The following is a 23,011-nucleotide window of genomic DNA, read 5'->3' as shown; positions in this document are numbered from 1 at the left end:
CGTCCTCATCGCGGCACTGATCCGGCTCGGACGATCGCCACCCCTACTCCCCCATGATCGAAAAGGCCTGTCTTTTAGGAGAGTGCCGCCGAAGGCGGCTCCTTACAAGGTTGTGTGGCTGGTGGTGGTGACCGAGATATGGGCAGAGGATTGGGGCCTGTTATCTGTTGACTAGTAAGCAAAGGCGAGCCCCGACCGTGTGAACACGGTCGGGGCTCGCTGAACCACTCAACAACTCACCTCACGGCGTCAGCACCCACTCCTGGTTCTGACCGCCGTTGGCCGTGTACTGAATCACCGCTGTCCCGGTATTGGTGCTACCTCCGGAGACATCGATCATCTGGCCGTCGTACACGCTCTTCAGCCCGATCACCCCCGGACCGTCATCGACCAGCGTCCAGCGCGAGTTGCTGTTCCCGTCGTCGGCGTACTGGATCAGCTGCGTCGCCGCGGTGGTCGTCGGACCGGGGATGTTGACCAGCTTGCTGCTGTTCGTGTTGACGATCGTGTACGCGCCGCTGCTCTGCCGGACGAAGGTCCACCGCTGGTCGGCCTGGCCGTTGTCGGACCACTGCAGCAGCGTGGCGCCGTCGGCGGTGGAGTCGTTGTTCACATCCAGCCGGCCACCGGTCAGCAGGTTCTCGACCCGGTAGCCCTGGTTCGCGTCGGGAACCGGGACCAGGGTCCACTTCTGGTTGGCGCCGTTGTTGGACGGCCACTGGATCACCTGTGCGCCGGCCGCCGTCGAGTTGCGGGAGACGTCGGCCAGCAGGCCGTCCCCAGAGGACTTCAGCGTGTAGGAGCCGCTGCCGGTCGGGACGAACCGCCATTGCGCGTCGGTGGCGTTGTCGTCGGTCTTCTGCGTCAGCTGTGCGCCCTGGCTGGTCGAGGGGATCGCCAGCTGGAGGTGGCTGGTGCGGTTGAGCACCTTGAAGCTGCCGTCGCCGACCGGGACCAGCTGCCACTCCTGGTCCAGGGCGTTGTCAGCGCTCTGCTGCACGATCGCGCTGCCCGAGGTGGCCAGGTTCATGCCGCTGTTCGTGTTGACGATGTTGTACGACAGCGCCGTGTAGTTGACCGCGCTGGTCGGGACCACCTTCAGCAGCGTCGCCCCGTGCGAGGGCAGCGAGACGCCGTAGCCGGTGGCGAACGTGCCGAGGTCGGTGTGCGACCAGTCGTCGTGCACCGTCGCGGAGGAACCGGTGAAGCCGATGTCCTGCCAGTTGACGGAGACCGTGGCGGCCGAGCCCGACAGGTTGAACAGCGCCACGGTGTAGCTGCCGTCGCCGTTCGCCGCGTACCACGCCTGGAGCTGCGTGGTGCGGTCGACCGCGCGCGCCGGGTGCCCGGACTGGTCCACGGCCAGTACTTCGCTGTTGGTCAACAGCCCGACGTCGGTCGAGTCCAGGTTGGTCAGGTCCACCCCGAGCGTCAGGTTGGAGTTCTCGATCGCCCACAGCGTCAGCTGCGTCTTGCGCTCGTCGTAGGTGAGTCCGTCGTTGGATCCGTTGCCGACCTCGACGGAGTCCAGGTCGTTCCAACCGCCGGTGGTGCCGGTGCCGATCCACGGCTGCACGTCGTTGAACCGCGCGCTGACGTTGTTCCAGTCGGTGAGCGGGAAGGAGGAGTTCGAGCCGCAGTAGCACTCGACGTCGCCGTCGATGCGCCAGCCGTTGGCGTACTGCTGCCAGGAGGCGGCGTCGGCGGTGGTCAGCGAGTTGGACAGCTCCAGGTGGATGGTGCGGCCCGACTGGTTGAGCGCCTGCGACCAGTGCTGCACGTCGGCGACGGCCTCGCTGTCCCCGTCGTTCGGGCTGACGCCGTCGATCTTCAGGTAGTCGATGCCGTAGCCGGCGAGCGCGTCGGCCCAGGAGTTCAGGAACGCCTGCGCGGCGGTCGGGTTCTTGGCGTAGTCGATGTAGTACATGCGGCCGCCGCCGAAGTTGTAGTTCGTCTCGGTGCTGCTGGTGTTGGAGACGATGTCCCTGGCGTGGAACGAGGTGCCCTGGATCGGCGTGTTCTGGTTGTAGGCGGCGACCGGGATCCCGGGCGTCAGGTACATCCCGAACTTCTCGCCGAGGGAGTGGATGTACGAGCCCAGATTCGCCATGCCGTCCGGGAACTTGCCGGTGTCGGTGACCCACCGGCCGTAGGAGTCGACGGTGCTGGCGGGGTCGAGGTACCAGAAGTCGTCGAGGTTGACGTACTTGTAGCCGGCGGCGACCAGACCCGAGGACGACATCGCCTGGGCCTGGGCCTTCATCTTCGCCTCGGTCGGGGCGTTGCGCAGGAACGACCAGCTGCTCCAGCCCATCAACGGCGTGGTCGCCGCGCCGTTGCTCTGCGCGTAGGCCTTGGGCTGTTGGCTGTTGACGCAGAACAGGGCGAGGAGCGCCGCCACGAACAAGGCGAGGACGCGGCGCGGGCCGGGACGTGCGAGTGGGGCGGTGTGCATGACGTGCTCCCTGATGGACGGTGAAACGGGACCGGGAATCAAACAGGAAGACAAGCAACCGAACAGGGGGTATCAAACTTCTACGACTGGAGTAAACGGATCCGACCGTTAGGCGTCAAGATGAGATGAGCATGAGATTTCGGGCGCCGACCACGGGTCTGCCGGTGGAGCCAGATCTGCCGGTGGATACAGACGGGAACAAGTGAGGCCGGTCGCGGGTAGTACCCGCGACCGGCCTCGACCATCGTGTGCGTGGACTACCGCTGCCGCACCGTATATGTCAGATGTGTCACGCGCGAGGAAGCCTCCGAACGCACCGGCTCGATCGCGACCTTGGAGGCGTCCACGTTGTCGAACAACCGCGTCCCGGCACCGAACAGCACCGGCGACACCGCGATCGAGAACTCGTCGACCAGCCCGGCGTTGAGATACTGCACAATCGCATCGCTACCGCCGGCGATACGCACATCGCGCTCCCCCGCAGCGTCGCGCGCCTGCTTCAGCGCGCTTTCGATGCCGTCGTTGACGAAGTGGAAGGTCGTGCCGCCCTCGCGCTCCCAGGGGTCGCGCTTCTCGTGGGTGAGCACGAACACCGGGGTGTGGAACGGCGGGTCGTCCGGCCAGGATGCTTCGCCGAGGTCGAACATGCGCTTGCCCATGACGCTCGAGCCGGTGCGCTCGAAGGTCTGCCGGGCGATGTCGTTGTCGAGCCCTTCCTCGCCGCCCTGGCCCAGGGTGAGGTTCTCCCGGAAGAAGCGCAGCGGGAAGAGCCACCCCTGCAGCTCCATCCACTGCCCCATCCACTCGTCCAGCCGCGGGTCCTGCTTCCGCTGCTCGGGGGTGGCGAGAAGGGCGTCCATCGACACCGGCGCGCTGTAGCCGTCCAGGGACATCGAGACGCTGAAGAACACCGTGGAGTCATGATCGCGCGCAGTCATGATCGCTATCATGGGGGTCGGGCGCGCCTGTAATGGGTAGGACGCGCCGAATTGGGTCGATTCTCCCCCAGATCAGGCTCCAGATCAGGCTCCAGATCAGATCTCCAGCTCAGGTCCCCGGGGCGTCGCCGAAGTCCGGGATCGCCAGCCGGATGCCGCCGTTCAGCGCGGATTCGTGCGCGATGATCCCCGGCAGCGTGTACCGCGCCGCGACCCACGCGTTCACCGGCGGCAGGGTGCCGTCGGTCACCGCGGCGACGAAGTCGTCGGCCAGGAAGTGGTGGCTGCCCTCGTGGCCGTTGGCGGCGTTCGCGAACTCCTTCGGCAGCCGGCCGCGGTCGTGCACCGGCGCCGAGCCGGAGGTGAAGGCGTCCCGCAGGGCCGGGGCGACGTGCTGCAACGACGGGTCGTCCGGCGGCAGCGTGGGACGCGGCTGGAGGTGGTCGCTGATGTCGGTGACGCCCTCACGGTCCTGCCACAGGCTCACCGTCGCCAGCTGTTCCAGGCTGCCCTGCGTCCCGAAGAACCGGAAGCGGGACTCGCGGATGCGCGAGGGGTAGCCGACGCGGCGGAACTCGTTGGTGCGGAAGCTGCCGCCGCCGGCGGCCTCGAACAGGGCGGTGGCGTTCGAGAAGTCGTTGGCGAACATGCTCACGTCCTTGTCGAACACGCCGTCGCCGCGGTCGTCGGCGACCCCGATCGCGGACACGCTCACCGCGTGCGTCTGCCACGCGCCGAGGATGCCGCCCAGGGCGTGGGTCGGGTAGAGCAGCGGCGGGTAGCTGGCGGTGGCCTTCCAGTTCTCGCCGCCGCTGTACTTGTAGGCGTCGTAGAACCCGAGGTCCATGTCGTGCACGTAGTCGCCCTCGGCGTAGAAGAGCCTGCCGAAGGCGTCCTTGGCGACCAGGTCCCGGGCGTGCACGGTGGCCGGGTTGTAGTGGCTGGTCTCCCCCATCATGTACGTCAGCCCGGTGTGGCGGACCTCCTCGATGATGGCGGCGATCTCCTCGTGGGTGACGGCCATGGGCACCGCGGAGTAAACGTGCTTGCCCGCGCGCAGTGCCTGAACGACCAGGGCGCCGTGCGTCCAGCGCTGGGTGAAGATCGCTACGGCGTCGACGTCGGAGGCGAGCATCGCCTCGAAGGACGGCAGCGTGCCGGCGAGTCCGTATTCGGCGGTGAGGCGTTCGGCCCGCTCCGGCAGCAGGTCGGTGACGAACACGTCGCCGACGCCGGGATGGAGCTGCCACAGCTTGGCGAACTGGCCGGAGAACTGACCGGCGCCGACGATGCCGATGGTGATGGCCACTGCGACTCCTCTGCAAACGTTCCCGCAATCGTTCCCGCAAATGTAGCGAGAACCCGGACGGCGCACCAGGGCCCCGCTGGTTGCCGCGTCTGAGAACGATTGACTACGCTGGGCCGCATGGCGGTGACGATCAACGAGGTGGCCAAGCTCGTCGGCGTCTCGACGTCCACGGTCTCCCGCGCCTTCACCGCGCCGGACCAGGTGCGCGCCGAGACCCGGGACCGGATCCTGGAGGTCTGCGCCGAGCTGGGCTACTCCCCCAACCCCTCGGCGCGCTCACTGCGGGCCGGCACCACGGCGACGCTCGGCATGATCGTCCCGGACATCACCAACCCGTTCTATCCGCCGATCTTCAAGGCCCTGCAACAGCGGGCCCGCACCCTCGGCTACACCACGCTGGTCGCTGACTGCGACGACCGCGAGAGCGCGGAGCTGGAGGCCATCGCGGCCGTCGCCAACCGTGTGGACGGGCTGCTGCTGTGGGCCTCGGGGCTGTCCGACGAGCGCCTGGTCGAGATCGCCGCGCAGACGCCGCTGGTGTTGGTGAACCGGGAGGTGCCGGGCATCAGCAGCCTGCGCATCGACCTGACCGCGGGCGTCCGGCAGGCCGGCGAGCTGCTCTACGCGCTCGGCCACCGCCGCTGCGCGCTCATCGACGCCAGCCGTCCCGGGTTCGAGCGGGACAAGCTGCTCGCCGAGATCTTCCGCGGGCTGGGGCTGACGGTCGTGGAACTGGGCCCGTACGAGGCGCGGTTCGAGTCCGGCGTCCACGCGGCCACGCTCGTAGCCACCGGCGGCGCGACGGCGGTGCTGGCGCACAACGACCTGGTGGCGCTCGGCACGCTTCAGCAGTTCACCGCGCTGGGGGTGCGGGTGCCGGCGGATGTGAGCCTGGTCGGCATCGACGACACGCTGCTGGCGGCGGTGTGCACCCCGGCGCTGACCAGCGTGCGCATCGATCCGGAGGAGCTGGCCGCGGGCGCGTTGGAGCTGCTGCTCGATGCCGTCGCGCGGCGGGAGACCAGGCACGTCGTGGTCGGGACGCGCCTGGTCCCCCGGGCGTCTACTGGGCCTGCGCCGGCGCCCCGCTAGCCGAGAGCGCCGCGCCCGCGGAGATCCCGGTCGGGCAGGCGGGGTCGAACGCGGCCGCGACGAGGATCCGCTCCATCTCCCGGACGATCAGCTCCTGCTCCTCGGGTGTCACCTTCTCGGTGTCGACGCGCAGCATGAAGTTGACCGTGTCCGGGACGGGGTTGAGTTCCATGAACGTCTGCGCGTCCGGGACGTCCGTGTGCGGGCCCCACGTGAGCGTGGTCAGCGGCAGCGCGGCCTCGATCTCCTCGGGCGTGGGCAGCGGCCCGGGCCGGACCGCGGCGGAGGCGCGTCGCAGGTCGTTGAAGTAGCACAGCAGGTCGACCTCCTCGCCGCGCTCGGCGGCCACCCGCTCGAACATCGCCAGCAGGTCGCGCGGGTCGAAGTAGGCGAACTTGCCGGCCTTCAGCTGAGCCTGCCAAGCCTGCAGGGCGACGGTGTCGAAGTCGGTGTCGGCGACGTCGATCACGCACAGGCAGGAGGCGAGCAGCGGGGTGACCGTCTCGCGCAGGCCCGGCCGGAAGCGGTTGCTGACGAATGTCCGGATGGCGCTGGGGCTCTTGCCGGAGACCTTGGCCAGGCCCACGGCGTGGGCGGCAAGCAGGATCGAGCCGGTGTTGGCGCCGGTGCGGGCGGCGATGCAGGTCGCGGCGAGGTACATGGCCTTGGAGTCGAAGACCAGGTCCCACCACTGGGGATCGCACGGCTCGTACTCGGTGTCGAAGCGGCTGCCCGACACCTGCCGCACCATCTTCTCCCAGTACGCGACCGAGGCGGCGCTCTGGCGCAGGGCGGTGGCGGTCTGCTGCTGTCGGGCCAGGTCGAAGGGCTGCATGCCCTCGCGCGGGGCCAGGTGCTCGCCGGTCTCCCGGTCCAGGTTCGCAAGGTCGCCGACGAGCGCCTCGAATCCGAGCCCGTCGATGGCGATGTGCGGGTACATCGCGGCGAAGTAGAGCAGTTCCTCGCCGCGGCGGATGACGGCCATCTTCACCGGCCAGTCCGTCTCGATGTCGAACGGCCCGTGCTCGTACCCGGCGCGGACCTTCTCGGCGGCCTCGGCGGCGTCCTCGTCGGGTCCGATGTCGACGATGTCCAGGGCCACCTCGCCGGAGGAGGACAGCACCTGCATCGGCTCGCCGTCCTCGCGGATCCGGTAGCGGGTCCGCAGCGACTGGTTCCGCTCCACGATGAACGCCAGCAGGTGGACGATGTGCTCGACGGTCGTCCCCTCCTCCAGGGGCACCGTACCGCCGATCATCACGGCCTCCCCCGCGAGCTGCATCATGCGCAGGATGTTGCGCTGCCCCCAGGTCACCTCGCACTCGCCCGAACCGTCACCCGAGAAGGGCACCAGAATGCGGTCTGCCACCAGCTGCACCATCGATTCTTTTCAGCGTTGCCCGAACGTGCTTGAAGCCTGCTCGAAGGGTGCTTGAACCTTCGTGCGAACGGGATTCATCGTCGGACAAGGCTGGTCGGGACGTCAACACTCTGTGTCAGGCGGCAGTGCTCTGGACAGCGGGGCGCGCGCGGACTATACATACCCAACACTAGGGAACACGCAGTCACATAATTCATCAGCTTTGCTCAGATCGGCACTTCGTGGGCGGGAACGTCGTATGAATCCTCGGATACACAGTCCCCTGCGGCTTCGCCGCACTCGCAGGACGCTGGCGGCGGCGGGCGCCGCCATCGCGCTGATGATCGGCTCCGTCGGTGGCGCGCACGCGAGCCCGACGCAGAGCAGAGGCGTCACGCCGGCGTCAACGGCGTCGACGGCGACGCCACCAGCCGCCACGGCGACTCCTCACACGGTCACGTACGACGGCTACTCCTTCCTCGTCGACGGCAAGCGCACGTACCTGTGGTCCGGCGAGTTCCACTACTTCCGCCTGCCGAGCCCCAGCCTTTGGCTGGACATCTTCCAGAAGATGAAGGCGGCCGGGTTCAACACCACGTCGTTGTACTTCGACTGGGGATACCACTCTCCGGCGCCGGGGGTGTACGACTTCACCGGCGTGCGGAACGTGGACGAGCTGCTGGACATGGCGCAGCAGGCGGGCCTGTACGTGATCGCCCGGCCCGCGCCGTACATCAACGCCGAGGTCGACGGCGGCGGCCTGCCGGCCTGGCTGGGCACGAAGAACGTGAAGAACCGCACCGACGACCCGGCGTTCCTGTCCTACGCCGACCAGTGGCTCACCCAGATCGACGCGATCCTGGCCCGGCACCAGCTCACCAACGGCACCGGCACGGTGATCGCGTACCAGGTCGAGAACGAGTACTACAACGGTTCCACGGACAGCCGCGCCTACATGCAGCATCTGGAGGACAAGGCGCGCGCCGACGGCATCACCGTGCCGCTGACCGGCAACAACAACGGGACGTTCACCAGCGGGACCGGCGCCCTGGACGTCGACGGCCCCGACTCCTACCCCCAGGGCTTCGACTGCTCGAACCCGAGCTCGTGGAACGGCGTTCCCGACATCAGCTACGACCACCCGGCCGGCAAGCCGCTGTACACGCCGGAGTTCCAGGGCGGTGCCTTCGACCCGTGGGGCGGCCCGGGCTACGACAAGTGCGCCCAGCTGATCAACGATCAGTTCGCTGACGTGTTCTACAAGAACAACATAGCCGTGGGCGCGACCGCCCAAAGCTTCTACATGACCTACGGTGGCACCAACTGGGGCTGGCTGGGCGAGCCGGAGAACTACACGTCGTACGACTACGGCGCGGCGATCCGGGAGACCCGGCAGCTCGATCCGAAGTACTACGAGGACAAGCTGATCGGCGACGCCCTCGCCTCGATGCCGGATCTGACCAAGACCGACCCGATCCAGACCACCGCGCCGGACGACAACGCCGTCGTGGACACCGCGCGGCGCAACCCCGACACCGGTTCCCAGTTCCACGTGCTGCGGCACTCGGACTCGACCTCGACCGCGGTGGACAACACGCACATCGCCATCGACTTCAACGCGCTTCCCGCCGGGAACTACACCTACGACGACACCGACCCGGCGTTGCAGTACACCGGCTCGTGGTCGCACGTCGCCAACCAGAGCTACACCGGCAGCGACTTCAAGAACACCGAGTCGTTCTCCAACACCGCCGGCGACTCGCTGACCGTCCCGTTCACCGGCACGGCGATCCGGTGGATCGGGTCGAAGACCAACAACCACGGCTACGCCGACGTCTACCTCGACGGCGTGAAGCAGGCCACTGTCGACTGCTCCGGCAGCCAGAGCCAGGCTGTGCTCTATAAGGCCGGCGGTCTGGCCGCGGGGCCGCACACGCTGAAGATCGTCGTCGACGGCACCCACGCCTCCGGCTCGACGGACAACTTCGTCTCCGTGGACGCCATCGACCTGCCGCCGGCCGGAAGTGGGGCCGGCCCCACTTATCCGACCGTCCCCCAGGAGCCCAGCACCGCGATCACCCTCAACGGGCGCGAGTCGGACCTGCTCGTGGCGGACACCAAGCTCGGCGACTCGCAGTTGCAGTACTCGACCTCACAGCTGATGACTACGCAGACCATCGGCGGCCGCGACATCGCCGTGCTCTACAACGACCAGGGCACCGACGGCGAGACGGTGCTGCGGTACCCGAGCCGGCCGACGGTCCAGAGCACCGACGGCGCGGTCAAGGTCACCTGGGACGCCGCCAGCGGCGACCTGCGGCTGAACTACAAGCACTCCGGCCTGACCCGGGTGAGCATCACCGGAGGCGGCTCACGGCCGCTGCTGCTCCTGCTCGCCGACAAGCCGACCGCCGAGACCTTCTGGACGCAGAACACCGCCACAGGTCCGGTTCTCGTGCGCGGGACCCACCTGCTGCGGACCGCTGCCGGCACCGATGGCGGCAAGGTCCTGAACCTGACCGGCGACAACGGCACCGACCCCGGTATCGAGGTGTTCACCTCGGCGAAGTCGGTGACCTGGAACGGGCATGCCGTGCACGCCAAGGCCTCCTCCACCGGAAGCCTGGTCGGCACGATATCCACCGCTGCCGCGATCACCCTGCCGGCGCTCACCGACTGGAAGTACCAGGCCGAGTCGCCGGAGGCACAGCCGGGCTTCGACGACTCCACCTGGCCGGTGGCTGACAAGACGAGCACCTACAGCGCCACCGGTATCGGCTCGCTGCCGGTCCTCTACGCCGACGACTACGGCTTCCACACCGGCAGCACGTGGTACCGCGGCAGGTTCCGCTACTCCCCCGGCGCCACCGGCATCCATCTGGTCTCTGATTCAGGAGGCGGCGCGCAGGCGTTCTCGGTCTGGCTGAACGGGACGTTCCTCGGCAGCTCCACCAACGGCAGCGGTGACTTCACGTTCCCGGCCGGGTCGCTGAAGCAGAGCGGGGACAACATCATCTCGGTGCTGACCGTGAACATGGGCCACGAGGAGGACTACAACTCCTCCAACAACAACACCTCCGCCCGCGGCCTGACCAGCGCCTCGCTCCTGGGCTCCCCGCTGACCTCGGTGACCTGGCGGCTGCAGGGTGTCCGCGGCGGCGAGCAGGAGATCGACCCGGTGCGCGGTCCGCTGTCCACCGGCGGCCTGTACGGGGAGCGCGCCGGCTGGTCGCTACCGGGCTTCGACGACACGGCCTGGAAGCCGGTGAGCCTGCCGGCGCACGACACCGCGCACACCACGCCGGGCGTCGCCTGGTACCGCACGAACGTGAACCTGAACCTGCCGAAGGGCCAGGACACTTCCCTGGGGCTGACCATCGCCGACGACCCGTCGAAGCAGTACCGCGCGGAGATCTACGTCAACGGCTGGATGGTCGGCAACTACGTCAACTACCTCGGCCCGCAGCACAGCTTCCCGATCTCCAACGGGATCCTGAAGACCGACGGGAACAACACGATCGCGATCGCGGTGTGGAACCTGGACGGCAGCACCGGCGGCCTCGGGACGGTCTCGCTGACCGACTACGGCAGCTACGCGTCCTCGCTCGCCGTGAACCCGGTCGACAGCCCGCGCTACACCAAGGCCACGTACGCGATGCCCGCGGCGCCGGGCGTGGACGTGAGCCTCCAGGTCCCCGACACCGCGCAGGCCGCGACGCCCTTCACCGCCACCGCGACCGTCTCGGTCCCGGCCGGACACGGACGCGCGACCGGCCTCACCCCCGCGCTGAGCCTTCCGGCGGGCTGGACGGCGAGCGCCCCCAGCCCGGCCTCGATCAGCTCCCTGAAGGAGGGGCAATCGGCGACGGTCACCTGGACCGTGCAGCCGTCGTCGGGCAGCCAGCCCGCGGCCGGCGCGCTCACCGCGACGGTCGGCTACACCCAGCGCGGCAAACCCGGCACGGCGAAGGACGAACGGGTCGTCGGCTACTACGTGCCGCCCAAGACGGGCCAGGACTACGTCAGCGATCTGCCGTTCATCTCCGCCACCAACGGCTGGGGACCGGTCGAACGCGACATGAGCAACGGCGAGCAGGCGGCCGGCGACGGACACACGATCACCATCAACGGCGTGACCTGGGCCAAGGGCCTCGGAACGAACTCGCCCAGCGACGTGAAGGTGTACCTCGGCGGCCACTGCACCACCTTCACCACCTCGGTCGGCGTGGACGACGAGACGAAGGGCGGCGGCAGCGTCACCTTCAGCGTGCTCGCCGACGGGAAGACCCTGACCAGCACGCCGGTCATCCGCGGGCACCAGGCGGCGACCAGCCTGACCGCTGACGTCACCGGGGCCCAGGTCCTCGACCTGGTGGTCGGGGACGGCGGGGACGGCAACGGGAACGACCACGGCGATTGGGCGGGGGCGCAGATCTCCTGCACATAAGGTCGCACGGAGAACCCGGTGGCCTCCCGCCTGCGGGAGGCCACCGGCCTTCTAGTCCCACCAGAAGCCCCACGGCGGTCGCCGCGACGAGCCGCTGCGCGTAGGCGGCGAGAGTGCCGGCGCCCTGCCAGATGTTGTCGGGACAGCGCTGACAGCCTGAGCGAGCGGTTGGGAAGACTTTGCCTGATTCTGGTCTTGATGACGTTGGAGACGGGACGGTGGGCCATGGCCGGCATCGGAGTTCTGCTGTGGGACTTCGACGGGACGTTGGGAGAGCGTCCAGGAATGTGGTCGGGCGCGCTGCTGCAGGCCCTCGACGGTGCCGCGGTCGGCCACGGCCTGGAGCGATCGGACATCGCCGGGCAGTTGTCAGCGGGTTTCCCCTGGCATGAGCACGAGGTCGGCCACCCGCACTTGAACTCACCCGACCTGTGGTGGGCGCACCTGGCCGCTGTTCTGTCCGCCGCACTGGAGCGGCTCGGCGTGCCGAGCAACACTGCCCGCCTGGCCGCCGGCGCAGTGCGTGAGATCTACCCCGACCCGGGATGTTGGCGTCTGTTCGATGACACGCTACCGGTGCTCACCGCGCTGTCTGAGCAAGGATGGGATCACATTCTGGTGTCCAACCATGTGCCGGAGCTTGACGGGCTGCTGGCGGCGTTGGGGCTGCGAGCGCGGTTCTCGGCAGTGGTCAACTCGGCGGTCACCGGATACGAGAAGCCGCATCCGGAAGCCTTCCGGCTTGCGCTGGCGGCGGCCCGGTGGCCCCGGCGCGTGTGGATGATCGGTGACAGTCTCACCGCGGACGTGCAGGGGGCGCAGGCCGGCGGCATCCCCGCCATCCATGTGCGGACCGCCGGCAGTGTCGCCGAGCGGCAGACCGGTGATCTCTATGGCGTCGCAACGATCGTCGCGGAACCCTGATCCGCGGAGCAGAGTTCCACCGCATACCCCCCGCGGTGTTCGGCCTCGGTGCCGCGACACGCGATCACCGGCCGGATCAAGTTCCACTGCGGATCGGTCAGGTCACTGGGATCCGGCTCGCGGCCGCCTACGAATCGCGGCCGCTTACGGAACACATCCCGTCGCCGTTGGCGAAGACTTGCTGTCGACCCGCAGCGGATTGCGCGTTACCACGCTTCGGGCCTGTTATCCCGCGCTACCGAAACGCCTCGACGTTCCGCGCCGCCCACTCCCCGAACGACCGCGGCACCCGCCCCAGCACCCGCTCGACATCCGGGCTGATCTGCAGCTCGGCCTCGCTCGGCGCGCTGAGGATGTCGAGCGTGTCGTCGGCGAGCTCGCCCGGCATACTCTGCGTCATATAGGCCTTCGCCTCGGCGCGGGTGAGCTCGTGGAAGCGCACCGGCGTGCCCAGTGCGGCGGCGATGGCCTCCGTCTGCCCGCGCGGCGTGATGACCTCCGGGCCGGTCAGTGTGTACACGCCGCCGGTGTGGCGGTCGTCCACCAGGCAGGCCGCCGCGACCTCGGCGATGTCCGTCGGGTCGATGATCGGGACGCCGGTGTCGCCGAAGGGCGCCGCGACGAGTTGCCGCGTGCGCACCGACTCGGCCCACCACAGGGCGTTGGTGGCGAAGCCGCCGGGCCGCAGGATCGCCCAGTCCAGGCCGGACTTCCGCACCACGTCCTCCAACGCCAGCATCTTGATCCGCGTCGTGCCGAACGGCCGGGTCGCGACGCCCTGGGTCGACAGCAGGACCAGGCGCCGGACTCCCGCCTGCGCCGCCGCCCTCACGACGTCGGCCGGGTTGGCCCCGACCGCGTGCAGGTCGCCAGACAGCAGCAGGAACAGCGCCTTCGCCCCGGTCAGGACCGGCTTCAGGCTGTCGGGCGCGGCCAGGTCGGCCACCACGTGGCGGACGCCGGCCGGCACCGGCGCGGCGTGCCGCGACACCGCCGTCACCTCCTGGCCCGCGTCGGCGAGCGCCTGGGTCAGCGGCCTGCCTATGTTTCCGGTGGCACCGGTCACCACGATCATGGAACAGCTCCTTCGTGCTGGTGTTTCCTTATGACCGCAACGCTAGGATCCGGGCTAACTTTTGGTAAGGACGTACCTGAAGGTAAGCTCCTGCCATGGCCGGAGGCGCACAGCTCACCCCACCCGATGTCAGGGCACGCTATGACGTGTTTCACACCGACTGCCCCGCGCGCGACGTGGTCGACCACGTCACCAGCCGCTGGGGCATCTGGGTCCTGATCTGCCTGCAGCGCGGCGATCTGCGCTTCTTCGAACTGCGCGAAAGCATCGAGGGCGTCAGCGAGAAGATGCTCTCGCAGTCGCTGCGCGCACTGGTCCAGGACGGCCTGGTCTGGCGGCACGTCGAGCCGACGACGCCGCCACAGGTCACCTACGGGCTCACCGAGTTCGGACGGGAACTCGGCGAGCCTTTGGAAGAGCTCTTCGGCCGGATCACCCGGCGGCTCTCGGCGCCCGGCGCGGAGTAGCGGAAAGCGCGGCGGCGGACACCGGAGTAGCGGAGTAGCGGAGTAGCCGGAAAGCGGAGTTGCGGACACTGGAGCAGCGGGCACCGGAACAGTGTCCGCACAAGAGGCTCCCGCTTCTGGGAGCCCCGAATCCGGCCCGTCTCAGCGCCCCGAACCCGCAGCGGGCCCCGGCGCCGGCGCCGTGCTCTCCCGCACCGACAGCGTCGGCGGCAGCAGCGTCACCCCGGACTTGCCGGCATCGGGCCCCAGCAGCATCTCCACCGCCTGCCGCCCGAGCTCCTGCGCGGGCACCGGAATCGTCGTCAGCCGCGGTGAGGTCTGCACCGCCACCGGCTCGTCCGGGCCGATCGCCACTATCGACACCTCCTCCGGGACCGTGCGCCCCGAGGAGCGCAGCAGGCCCAGCAGCGGCGCGATCATCGCCTCGTTCTGCACCACCAGTCCGGTGGTGTCCGGCCGGTCCTCGAAGATGCGCGCCAGGACGCCGGCGGCGCCTTCGAACGAGGCGTCGCAGGGCCGGTGCACCGCGCGCAGGCCGCGTGCCGTGCAGCGCTCCTGGAACCCGGCCAGCGTGCGCTCGGCGAAGCCGGTGTGGCGGCGGTAGACGCCCTCGCTCTGGCCGATGAAGGCGATCTGGCGGTGGCCCAGGTCCGCCAGGTGGTCGGCGGCCGCGGCGCCGGCGGCGGCGAAGTCCAGGTCCACGCAGGACAGCCCGGCGGGGTCCGCGGGCAGGCCGATCAGCGAGGCCCGGGTGCCCTGGCGGCGCAGCACCTCCACCCGCTCGTCCTCCAGCTCCACGTCCATCAGGATCACGCCGTCGGCCAGGCCGCTGCCGGCCACCCGGCGCACGCCGTCGGGGCCCTCGTCGTTGGTGATCAGCAGCACGTCGTGCCCGTACTGGCGGGCGGTGGTGGTGACCGCGATCGCGATCTGCATCATCACCGGCACGTACAGATCCGTGCGCAGCGGCACGACCAGCGCCACGATGTGCGACTTGCTGCTGGCCAGCGCCCGGGCCCCGGCGTTGGGGTGGTAGCCGAGCGCGTCGATCGCGGCCTGCACCCGCAGCCGGGTCGAGTCCGAGATCGAGCGCTTGCCGCTCAGGACGTAGGACACCGTGCTCGGCGAGACCCCCGCGTGCTTCGCCACTTCGGCGAGTGTCGCCATCCTCGTACCCTGGCCCTTCGGATCGGTCATGCCTGTCATTGTGGACTGTCTCACCGGCCGTCGTGGAGCAGGACGCCGAACCCGGGCAGTTCGCATCCGGCGACGTCCGGACCCTCGTCGATACCCTCGTCGATCTTCACGGCCGCCGCGTTGTGGTTGAGCAGCACCAGCGTGCCGCCGCGCCGCACCGCCTCCACGCCCGCCGGCAGCCCGGCCAGCGCCGGTCCGACCCCGGCCCGGCGCGCCGCCTCGGACAGGATCCGGTCCAGGCCCTCGCCGGCCGGCTGGACCGCGAGGTACCAGGCCGTGCCGGAGCCGTGGACGTTCCGGGTCACCGCGGCCCGGCCGTCGCCCAGCTCGGCGACGACCCGCGCACCGCGCGGATGCACCAGCTCGGTCCAGTCCACGGCGTCGAACGCGCCGAGCTCGGCGGACCGGCAGGGCTCTGTCTCGCCCTCGTCCAACGGATGAAGCTCCTCGACGAACACCCCCAGCGCCTCGCGCAACGCCGCAGCCTGATAGCCGCCGGGATGCAGGCGCGTGGTCTGATCGACGGTCCCGCTCAGGTGGCCGACGACCAGGCATCCGCCGTCGTGGGCGTAGCGCGCCAGGTGTTCGGCGTCGGCCGTGGACAGCACGTGCAGCGCCGGGGCCAGGACCAGGGCGTAGCCGCTCAGGTCGTCGCCGACCCGCACGAAGTCCGCGGTGATGTTCTGCCGCCACAGCGAGGCATGCCACTGCTTCACGATCCGCTGGTAGTCCACCCGCTCCGACGGCTTGCCCCGCCAGCCCAGCGCCCAGCGGCTCGGCCAGTCCAGCACGATCGCGGCGCGCGCCGCCGTCGTCGTCCCGACCAGGGCCCTGAGTCCTTCGTCCGCGGCCAGTTCGCGGCCGTGGTCGGTGACCTCGCGGAAGGTGCGAGTGTCGGGTCCGGCGTTGGGCAGCATGCCGGAGTGGAACCGTTCGGCGCCGGAGGCGGCCTGGCGCCATTGGAAGAACAGGGAGGCGTCGGCGCCGCGCGCGATGGCCTGCAGCGAGTACAGCCGCATCTGGCCGGGCTTCTTGTGCTTGTTGACCTGCCGCCAGTTCACCTCGGAGGGGGCCTGTTCCATGAGGACCCAGGGTCGGCCGCCGGACAGTGAGCGGGCCAGGTCGGCGGCGTAGGCGTGGTCGGCGCCGGCTGCGGGGCCGAGCGCGGGGTCGGGGTAGCTGTCCACGGAGGCGAAGTCGAAGCGGCCGCGCAGGTCCCACTGGTCGATCGCGTGATAGTCGGGGATCAGGTTGGTGGTGATCGGCAGGTCGGGGTTGTGCCGCCGCAGGATCGCCGCCTCGGCGTCGAAGCAGGCGACCAGGGCGTCGGACAGGAAGCGGCTGTAGTCCAGGACCTGCGCGGGGTTGAGCATGTACGGGGCGGCGCGCGGCGGTTTGATCTCGGCCCAGCCGCCGTAGTGCTGGCTCCAGAACACGGTGCCCCAGGCCTGGTTCAGGGCCGCCAGGCCGTCCTCGCCGTCGCCGTAGCGTTCGCGCAGCCAGCGGCGGAAGCCGAATTCGCAGTTGCGGCACCAGCACCAGGGGCCCGGCTCGTTGCCGACGTGCCACATCACGACGGCCGGGTGGCGGGAGTACCGGGCCGCGAGATCTTCGACGATCGCGTCGGCCCGCTCGCGGTAGACCGGCGAGGAGGGGCAGTACTGGTTGCGCGAGCCGTATCCGTGCACGACGCCGTCGGCCATCACCGGCAGGGTGTCGCGGTGCAGGTGGCCGAGCCACGGCGGCGGGGAGGCGGTCGGGGTGGCGAGGATCGCGCTGATGCCGTTGGCGTGCACCAGGTCCAGGACACGGTCCAGCCATGCGAAGTCGCGCTCGCCGGGCCGGGGCTCGTAGCGGGCCCAGGAGAACACGCCTACGGTCACGGTGTTCACACCCGCCCGGCGCATCAGGGCCATGTCCTCGACCCACACCTGTTCGGGCCACTGCTCGGGGTTGTAGTCGCCGCCGTACAGGAACCGGCCGCGGGTAGCGTCGTTCAGGTGTGGCACCGAGGGACCTCTCCGGGATGGACGACCAATCGAAGCGCTTCGATATCCGACCCTACGGCAGCCGAAGGCGGGGACACAAGGTCCGCACGGAGATCGCCCGCCCCTTGACACCGGCGCGGGTGACCGAAAACATCGAAGCGCTTCGATTGTCTCCGCCGCCCAGAAGGACGCATCCGTGACCCAGGCCCCCCGCTACCGCGATCCCGCCACCCTCCTGGCCGAGCTGGGCATCGAGGAGAAGATCGCGATGCTGCACCAGCACCAGCCGGCCGTCCCGCGCCTGGGACTGGCGGCGTTCACCACCGGCTGCGAGGCGCTGCACGGCGTCGGCTGGATCGGGCGCGCCACGGTGTTCCCGCAGGCCGTCGGGCTCGGCGCGACCTGGGACACCGAACTGGTGCGGCGGGTCGGGCAGGCCGTGTCCCGCGAGGTCCGCGCGTTCCGCCAGGACACGGAGAACGCGATGCAGAAGAACGACGTCGCCGAGAAGTACCCGATGGTGTCGCTGAACGTGTGGGCCCCAGTGGTGAACCTGCTGCGCGACCCGCGCTGGGGCCGCAACGAGGAGGGGTACAGCGAGGACCCGTACGCCACCGGCGAGATGGCGATCGCCTACTGCCGCGGTCTGCGCGGCGAGGACCCGCGGGTGTGGCGGACCGCTCCCCTGCTCAAGCACTTCCTCGCCTACAACGCCGAGACCGACCGCGACATCGCCAGCGCCACAGTCCCGGAGCGGGTGCTGCACGAATACGAGCTGCCGGCGTTCCGGCGCCCGATCGAGGACGGCGCGGTCGCCGGCGTGATGCCCGGCTACAACCTGGTCAACGGGGTCCCGAACCATGTCCACCCCCTGATCCGCTCCGCGCTGCGGGCGTGGGATCCGCAGCTGGCGGTGTGCTCGGACGCGCAGGCGCCGTCGAACCTGGTCGAGCGGGAGAAGTACTACCCGTCGCACGTCGAGTCGCACGCGGCCGCGCTGCTGGCCGGGATCGACAGCTTCACCGACAACTCCGAGGACAGCGCGCCGACGATCGAGCGGTTCACCGAGGCCCTGGCGCGGGGGCTGGTGAGCGAGGCGGACATCGACGCGGCGGTCGGGCGGGTGCTGCTGATGCGGCAGCGCACCGGCGAGTTCGATCCGGAGACAGATCCGTACGCCGGCATCCGGGCCGATGTGATCGCGTGCGCGGAGCATACGGCGCTGGCTTTGGAGGCGGCGCGCGCTTCGGTGGTGCTGCTGCGCAACGAGGGCGGTGAGCCGCCGCTGGCCGGCCTGTCGACCTCGGAATCGTCCGCGGAATCGACGTCGGAGTCGTCCTCGGAATCGTCCTCGGAGTCGGTCGCGGTCATCGGGCACTTGGGGTCGCGGGTGCTGACCGACTGGTACAGCGGGACGCTGCCCTACTCGGTGTCCATCGCCGAGGCGCTTGGCGCCGCTGTGCCGGTCGACGGGTCGGACACCGTGGTGCTGCGGTCGGCCGGCGGGGCCGAGTTCGGGCCCTTCAAGCATGTCGACTGGAGTACGAGCGTGCAGTGCCCGAACGCTGTGCACACGCTCCAACTCCTGTCCTCCGGTCAGTACTTGAGCGTGGGCGAGGATGCGGTCGTGGCGGCGAGCGCCGCGACGCCGGACGGCTGGGTGGTGCGGGAGCTGTTCGAGTTCGAGGAAGTGGCCGCGGCGGATGGCATCGCGCTGCGGTCGAACGCGACCGGCCGGTACGTGCGCGTCGGCGCCGACGGCGACCTGGTGGCCGACCTGGAGGCCCCCTCGGATGTGTTCACCCTGCAGGTGGTCGCCTCAGGACTCGACGAGGCGGTCCGGGCGGCGGCCGGCGCCGAACACGTGATCCTGGTCCTCGGCAACGACCCGCACATCAACGGCCGCGAGACCATCGACCGCGACGGCCTCGCGCTGCCGCCGCACCAGCAGGCGCTGCTGAAGGCGGTGCACGCCGCGAACCCGGCCACGACGCTGGTGGTCGTCTCCAGCTATCCCTACGCGATCGACACCGCGATCCCCCGCATCGTGTGGACCTCGCACGCCGGCCAGGAGCTCGGCACGGCGGTCGCCGACGTGCTGACCGGCCGGCACAACCCCTCGGGCCGGCTGCCGCAGACCTGGTACGCGAGCGCCGACGGCCTGCCGGATCCGTACGACTACGACGTGATCGGGTCGCAGTGGACGTATCAGTATTCGCGGCGCGAGCACCTGTGGGAGTTCGGCCACGGGCTGTCGTACACGGCGTTCGAGTACTCGGGCCTGCAGGTCGCGCGTTCGGAGGTGGCGCTGACGGTCACGCTGGACGTCGCCAACGTCGGCGCCCGCGACGGCGCGGAGGTCGTGCAGCTGTACACCCGCTCGCTCGACGGCGAGCGCCGTCCGCTACGCAAGCTCGCGGGCTTCGCGAAGGTGCAGCTGGCGTCGGGCGGCCGGGAGCAGGTCGCGTTCGAGGTACCGGTGGCGGACCTGGCGTTCTGGGACGAGGCGGCACAGGAGTTCGCCCTCGACGAAGGACGGTATGAGGTGCTGGTCGGGGCTTCGTCGCGGGATATCCGGGCAACCTCGATCGTGCCCAGCGCGTCCGTAGCGATGTGACTACTCACTCCCCCGGTGTGTTGGCGAGCCGGCTCCTCGCCGGCCTGGCCATCGCGGCTTCCTGTGTGTCCTGCGCGTCTTCCAAAGGCGGCGCGCCGCCCACCGTGATCTGCGGGAAGACGATCAGCCGCGACCCGGCCGGACCGGTGATCGAGGACGCCACAGCCCACGACATCACCGTCACCTCGGTGACTGCCGGAGCTGTGATCATTCTGCGCACCGCCTCCGGCTGTCACACCGGCGCCGATGTCGCCGTCGAGCCGAGCGACGCGGCCGACATGGTCGACGACGTACGCGGCGCGGACCAACGCTACATCGCGGTGGTGCTCGAGCCCCACCGCGATGCCTTCACTGTGCGTGTGACGCGCTCACCCGGGTCGGTGTCCGTCGTGACCGTCAAGGGGCTGTCCCCGGCTACCGCAATGTCGCATGGTTAGGTCCTGCGCCCAACAGCGGCAGGCACGGTTCCAATCCGTGGATCTCGACTGGCGCCGTGCGGTGCGCCTCCCAGTCTTCCCGGGTCAGGCGTAGGCGCCGCAGGACCGATGCCTTGCCACGCACGACACAGCGTTGGATGCCGTCTTCGCGGTATCCGAGTTTGCGCGAGACGCCGAGCGACGCCTGGTTGTCCTCGAACGCCCCGGACGTCGCGTGCTGGGCACCGAGACCGGCGAAGGCCAGGTGGAGCACGGCCGCTCGCATCTCCGCTCCAAATCCTCGGCCCTGAAAGGCCCGGCCGAGATAGGACCCGCTGTGGACCTCGCGCAACACCGCGAAGTCCTTCGCGCCGATCTCCTGGGTGCCGATGATCTGACCGCTGTGGACAGTGACGAAGCTCAGCCCCCAATCATTCGGTTTCCAGTTCGCCCAGGTTCCCCACTGGTACTGCATAGTGCTCAGCGCGACCTGAGCGGGAGGCGCGTCAGTCCACTCGGCGGTGAACGGCTGCACGGCGGGGTCATGGATGCCGCCGACGGCCACCGTGGCCAGCGCCGCCAGGTCGAGGTTCGACGGGAACCGCAATTCCAGTCTCGGCGTGGTCAGCCGCAGGTTGGTCATGGGCCAGTAGGGCAAATCGTCCATAGCCGAGATTCTCATCGGCCGCACCCTTCCGCCAGGAGTTTTCGCGCCCGGCATTGCTCGCCACGGCCCCCGTCAGCCCTTGATCGCCCCTGTCAGCATCCCCTTGGCGAAGTGCTTCTGCACGAACGGCGTGAGCACGATGATCGGCACCAGCGACAGCGACACCACGCACATCTGCAGGCCCAGCTGCGAGGCGTTCTGCAGCCCGCCGATGCCGGTGGTGCCCATGCCGGGCATCTGGTTGCCGGAGTACGTGTACTCGTAGATCACCATCGCCAGGGGCCACTTGCGGCTGTCGGGTTCGTACAGGAGCGCGTTGAAGAACGTGCCCCAGTAGGTGACCGCGTAGAACATCGTCATGACCGCCAGGACCGGGCGCGAGGTCGGGATGACCACCGACCACAGCAGGCGCCACTCGTTGGCGCCGTCCAGGCGCGCGGCCTCGATCATCTCGGCGGCGGTGTTCTGGAAGAAGGAGCGGATGATGAGGATGTTGAAGACGTTCACCATCGACGGCAGGATCATCGCCCACAGGCTGCCGTACAGCTTCAGGTCACTGACCACCAGGAAGGTGGGGATCAGGCCGCCGTTGAAGAACATCGTGACGATCATCATCAGCAGCAGCGGCCGCTGGCCGAAGGAGTGCGGGCGGGACAGGCCGTAGGCGCACAGGACGCTGACGATCATCGACAGCGCGGTGCCGATCAGCGTCACGAACAGGCTCACGTACAGTGCCTGCGACACCGTCCCGCCGCTGAAGATCAGCTGGTAGTTCTGCAGGCTCAGGCCGTGCGGGACCAGGACCAGGCCGCCGGCGCCGTTGATCGAGCCCTTGGTGGACAAGCTGGTCAGGACCACGGCCCAGACCGGGACCACGACCAGGGCGCACACCACGGTCAGCACCGTGCCCTTGCCGAACTGGCCGAACCAGGTCGGGGTCTCCTCCCAGACCTCGCGGCCCTTGGCGCGCTTGCGCGGCGCGGTGGTCACGGCGCGCGGGGGTTGGATCAGAGTGCTCATTTTCTGTACAGCCCGTCCTCACCGAATGCGTGCGCGAGTCTGTTGGCGCCCAGGATCAGGATCAGCGACAGCACCGCCTTGAACAGGCCGGCCGCGGCGCCGTAGCTGTAGTCGGCGCCCATGGTGGTGGCCGAGCCGAAGCCGCCGCCGATCCCGTAGATGTAGGAGTACGTGTCCAGCACGTCCGCCGCTCCCGCGCCGACCGCCTGGCGCTGGATCAGCATCTGCTCGAAGCCCACGCTCAGGGCGTTGCCCAGGCGCAGCACCAGCATCAGCACCACGATGCCGCGCAGGCCCGGCATCGTGATGTGCCGCATGCGGCGCCAGCGGCCGGCGCCGTCGACGGCCGCCGCCTCGTACAACGACTGGTCGATCGCGGCCAGGGCGGCCAGGAAGACGATCAGGCCCCAGCCCGCCTCCTTCCACACCGCCTGGGCCGTGACGAGGTACTTGAACGTGTGCGGGTCCGTCATGACGTTCCACGAGGAGATCCCGTGCTTGTTCAGGAAGACGTTCAGCACGCCCGCGCCGCCGAGGAACTCCTGGAAGATGGTGATCACCAGGACGTAGGAGAAGAAGTGCGGCAGGTACACCACGGCCTGGATGAAGCCGCGGATCCTCGGGCTCAGGACGGTGTTGACCATCAGGGCCAGCGCGATCGGGATCGGGAAGTACAGGATCAGCTGGACGAAGCTGATCACCAGCGTGTTCTCGAACGCGTGCCAGAAGTCGGGGTTGGCGACCAGCTGGCGGAACTCGTCCAGGCCGACGAAGTCGGAGTGGATCAGGCCCTGGTAGATGTCGTAGTGCTCGAAGGCCACGATGATGCCGGCCATCGGCAGGTAGTTGAACAGCACGAGCAGCAGCAGGGCGGGGATCGTCATCAGCAGCAGGGACTTGTCCCTGCGCAGCCGGATCCGCCAGGACAGCCGCGTCCCGGGACGGGAGTTCGAACGGGAACGCGAACCAGGGAAGCGGGAGCCCGGGCGGAACCGGGAGCCCGGGCGGGAACGGGGCGGCGCTGTCGACACGCTCATCG

Annotated in this window: 16 protein-coding genes; 6 read left to right on the top strand and 10 right to left on the bottom strand. The window is 69.3% G+C overall.

The window, feature by feature from the left end:
- Positions 1-241 precede the first annotated feature (241 nt).
- The 3 genes from ABH926_RS26245 to ABH926_RS26235 all read right to left on the bottom strand — a co-directional run bounded on the left by ABH926_RS26245 (position 242) and on the right by ABH926_RS26235 (position 4,702).
- A complete protein-coding gene (locus ABH926_RS26245; protein ID WP_370368422.1) occupies positions 242-2,455 on the bottom strand; it encodes an RICIN domain-containing protein in 2,214 nt (737 codons plus the stop codon).
- A gap of 257 nt (positions 2,456-2,712) precedes the next feature.
- Positions 2,713-3,393 carry a dihydrofolate reductase family protein gene (locus ABH926_RS26240; RefSeq protein ID WP_370368421.1) on the bottom strand — a complete coding sequence of 227 codons (681 nt, stop codon included), beginning with the start codon at positions 3,391-3,393 and terminating at the stop codon, positions 2,713-2,715.
- A 109-nt stretch (positions 3,394-3,502) separates the two neighbouring features.
- Positions 3,503-4,702, bottom strand: coding sequence for a Gfo/Idh/MocA family protein (locus ABH926_RS26235; RefSeq protein ID WP_370368419.1), 1,200 nt, complete (start codon positions 4,700-4,702; stop codon positions 3,503-3,505).
- A 117-nt stretch (positions 4,703-4,819) separates the two neighbouring features.
- On the opposite strand from ABH926_RS26235, the gene ABH926_RS26230 reads away from it, so the two are divergent.
- Positions 4,820-5,794, top strand: coding sequence for a LacI family DNA-binding transcriptional regulator (locus tag ABH926_RS26230; RefSeq protein WP_370368418.1), 975 nt, complete (start codon positions 4,820-4,822; stop codon positions 5,792-5,794).
- On the opposite strand, the gene ABH926_RS26225 is transcribed toward ABH926_RS26230, so the two are convergent.
- Complete coding sequence (locus ABH926_RS26225; protein ID WP_370368417.1) at positions 5,766-7,163, bottom strand: condensation domain-containing protein; 1,398 nt, start codon at positions 7,161-7,163, stop codon at positions 5,766-5,768. The genes ABH926_RS26230 and ABH926_RS26225 overlap by 29 nt on opposite strands.
- 250 nt (positions 7,164-7,413) lie before the next feature.
- On the opposite strand from ABH926_RS26225, the gene ABH926_RS26220 reads away from it, so the two are divergent.
- Both ABH926_RS26220 and ABH926_RS26215 read left to right on the top strand, forming a co-directional pair.
- Complete coding sequence (locus tag ABH926_RS26220) at positions 7,414-11,601, top strand: beta-galactosidase (protein WP_370368415.1); 4,188 nt, start codon at positions 7,414-7,416, stop codon at positions 11,599-11,601.
- A gap of 198 nt (positions 11,602-11,799) precedes the next feature.
- Complete coding sequence (locus ABH926_RS26215) at positions 11,800-12,525, top strand: HAD family hydrolase (RefSeq protein ID WP_370368414.1); 726 nt, start codon at positions 11,800-11,802, stop codon at positions 12,523-12,525.
- A gap of 235 nt (positions 12,526-12,760) precedes the next feature.
- Here ABH926_RS26215 and ABH926_RS26210 read toward each other — a convergent pair whose 3' ends face one another.
- Positions 12,761-13,600 carry an SDR family oxidoreductase gene (locus ABH926_RS26210; protein ID WP_370368412.1) on the bottom strand — a complete coding sequence of 280 codons (840 nt, stop codon included), beginning with the start codon at positions 13,598-13,600 and terminating at the stop codon, positions 12,761-12,763.
- Positions 13,601-13,695: 95 nt separating this feature from the next.
- Here ABH926_RS26210 and ABH926_RS26205 point away from each other — a divergent pair, with 95 nt between their 5' ends.
- Positions 13,696-14,067 carry a winged helix-turn-helix transcriptional regulator gene (locus ABH926_RS26205; protein WP_370368410.1) on the top strand — a complete coding sequence of 124 codons (372 nt, stop codon included), beginning with the start codon at positions 13,696-13,698 and terminating at the stop codon, positions 14,065-14,067.
- 141 nt (positions 14,068-14,208) lie between these two features.
- Here ABH926_RS26205 and ABH926_RS26200 read toward each other — a convergent pair whose 3' ends face one another.
- On the bottom strand, positions 14,209-15,234 hold the full coding sequence (locus ABH926_RS26200) for a LacI family DNA-binding transcriptional regulator (RefSeq protein WP_370368511.1): 1,026 nt from the start codon (positions 15,232-15,234) through the stop codon (positions 14,209-14,211).
- 50 nt (positions 15,235-15,284) lie between these two features.
- Positions 15,285-17,273, bottom strand: a complete 1,989-nt coding sequence (locus tag ABH926_RS26195) for a beta-galactosidase (protein WP_370368409.1) — start codon at positions 17,271-17,273, stop codon at positions 15,285-15,287.
- Between the two features lie 175 nt (positions 17,274-17,448).
- Here ABH926_RS26195 and ABH926_RS26190 point away from each other — a divergent pair, with 175 nt between their 5' ends.
- Both ABH926_RS26190 and ABH926_RS26185 read left to right on the top strand, forming a co-directional pair.
- Positions 17,449-19,869 carry a glycoside hydrolase family 3 C-terminal domain-containing protein gene (locus ABH926_RS26190; RefSeq protein WP_370368408.1) on the top strand — a complete coding sequence of 807 codons (2,421 nt, stop codon included), beginning with the start codon at positions 17,449-17,451 and terminating at the stop codon, positions 19,867-19,869.
- A 20-nt stretch (positions 19,870-19,889) separates the two neighbouring features.
- On the top strand, positions 19,890-20,306 hold the full coding sequence (locus tag ABH926_RS26185; RefSeq protein WP_370368407.1) for a hypothetical protein: 417 nt from the start codon (positions 19,890-19,892) through the stop codon (positions 20,304-20,306).
- On the opposite strand, the gene ABH926_RS26180 is transcribed toward ABH926_RS26185, so the two are convergent.
- The 3 genes from ABH926_RS26180 to ABH926_RS26170 all read right to left on the bottom strand — a co-directional run bounded on the left by ABH926_RS26180 (position 20,284) and on the right by ABH926_RS26170 (position 23,009).
- Entirely contained in the window at positions 20,284-20,952 is a 669-nt protein-coding gene (locus ABH926_RS26180; RefSeq protein WP_370368406.1) for a GNAT family N-acetyltransferase, read from the bottom strand. The genes ABH926_RS26185 and ABH926_RS26180 overlap by 23 nt on opposite strands.
- Before the next feature lie 72 nt (positions 20,953-21,024).
- Positions 21,025-21,972 carry a carbohydrate ABC transporter permease gene (locus tag ABH926_RS26175; protein ID WP_370368405.1) on the bottom strand — a complete coding sequence of 316 codons (948 nt, stop codon included), beginning with the start codon at positions 21,970-21,972 and terminating at the stop codon, positions 21,025-21,027.
- Positions 21,969-23,009 (bottom strand): ABC transporter permease, encoded by a 1,041-nt coding sequence (locus ABH926_RS26170; protein ID WP_370368404.1) that lies wholly within the window; start codon positions 23,007-23,009, stop codon positions 21,969-21,971. The genes ABH926_RS26175 and ABH926_RS26170 overlap by 4 nt, the downstream gene beginning before the upstream one ends.
- Positions 23,010-23,011 lie beyond the last annotated feature (2 nt).

The sequence above is a fragment of the Catenulispora sp. GP43 genome (assembly GCF_041260665.1).
GTDB lineage: Bacteria > Actinomycetota > Actinomycetes > Streptomycetales > Catenulisporaceae > Catenulispora.
This window is presented reverse-complemented; position numbering and strand designations above follow the sequence as displayed.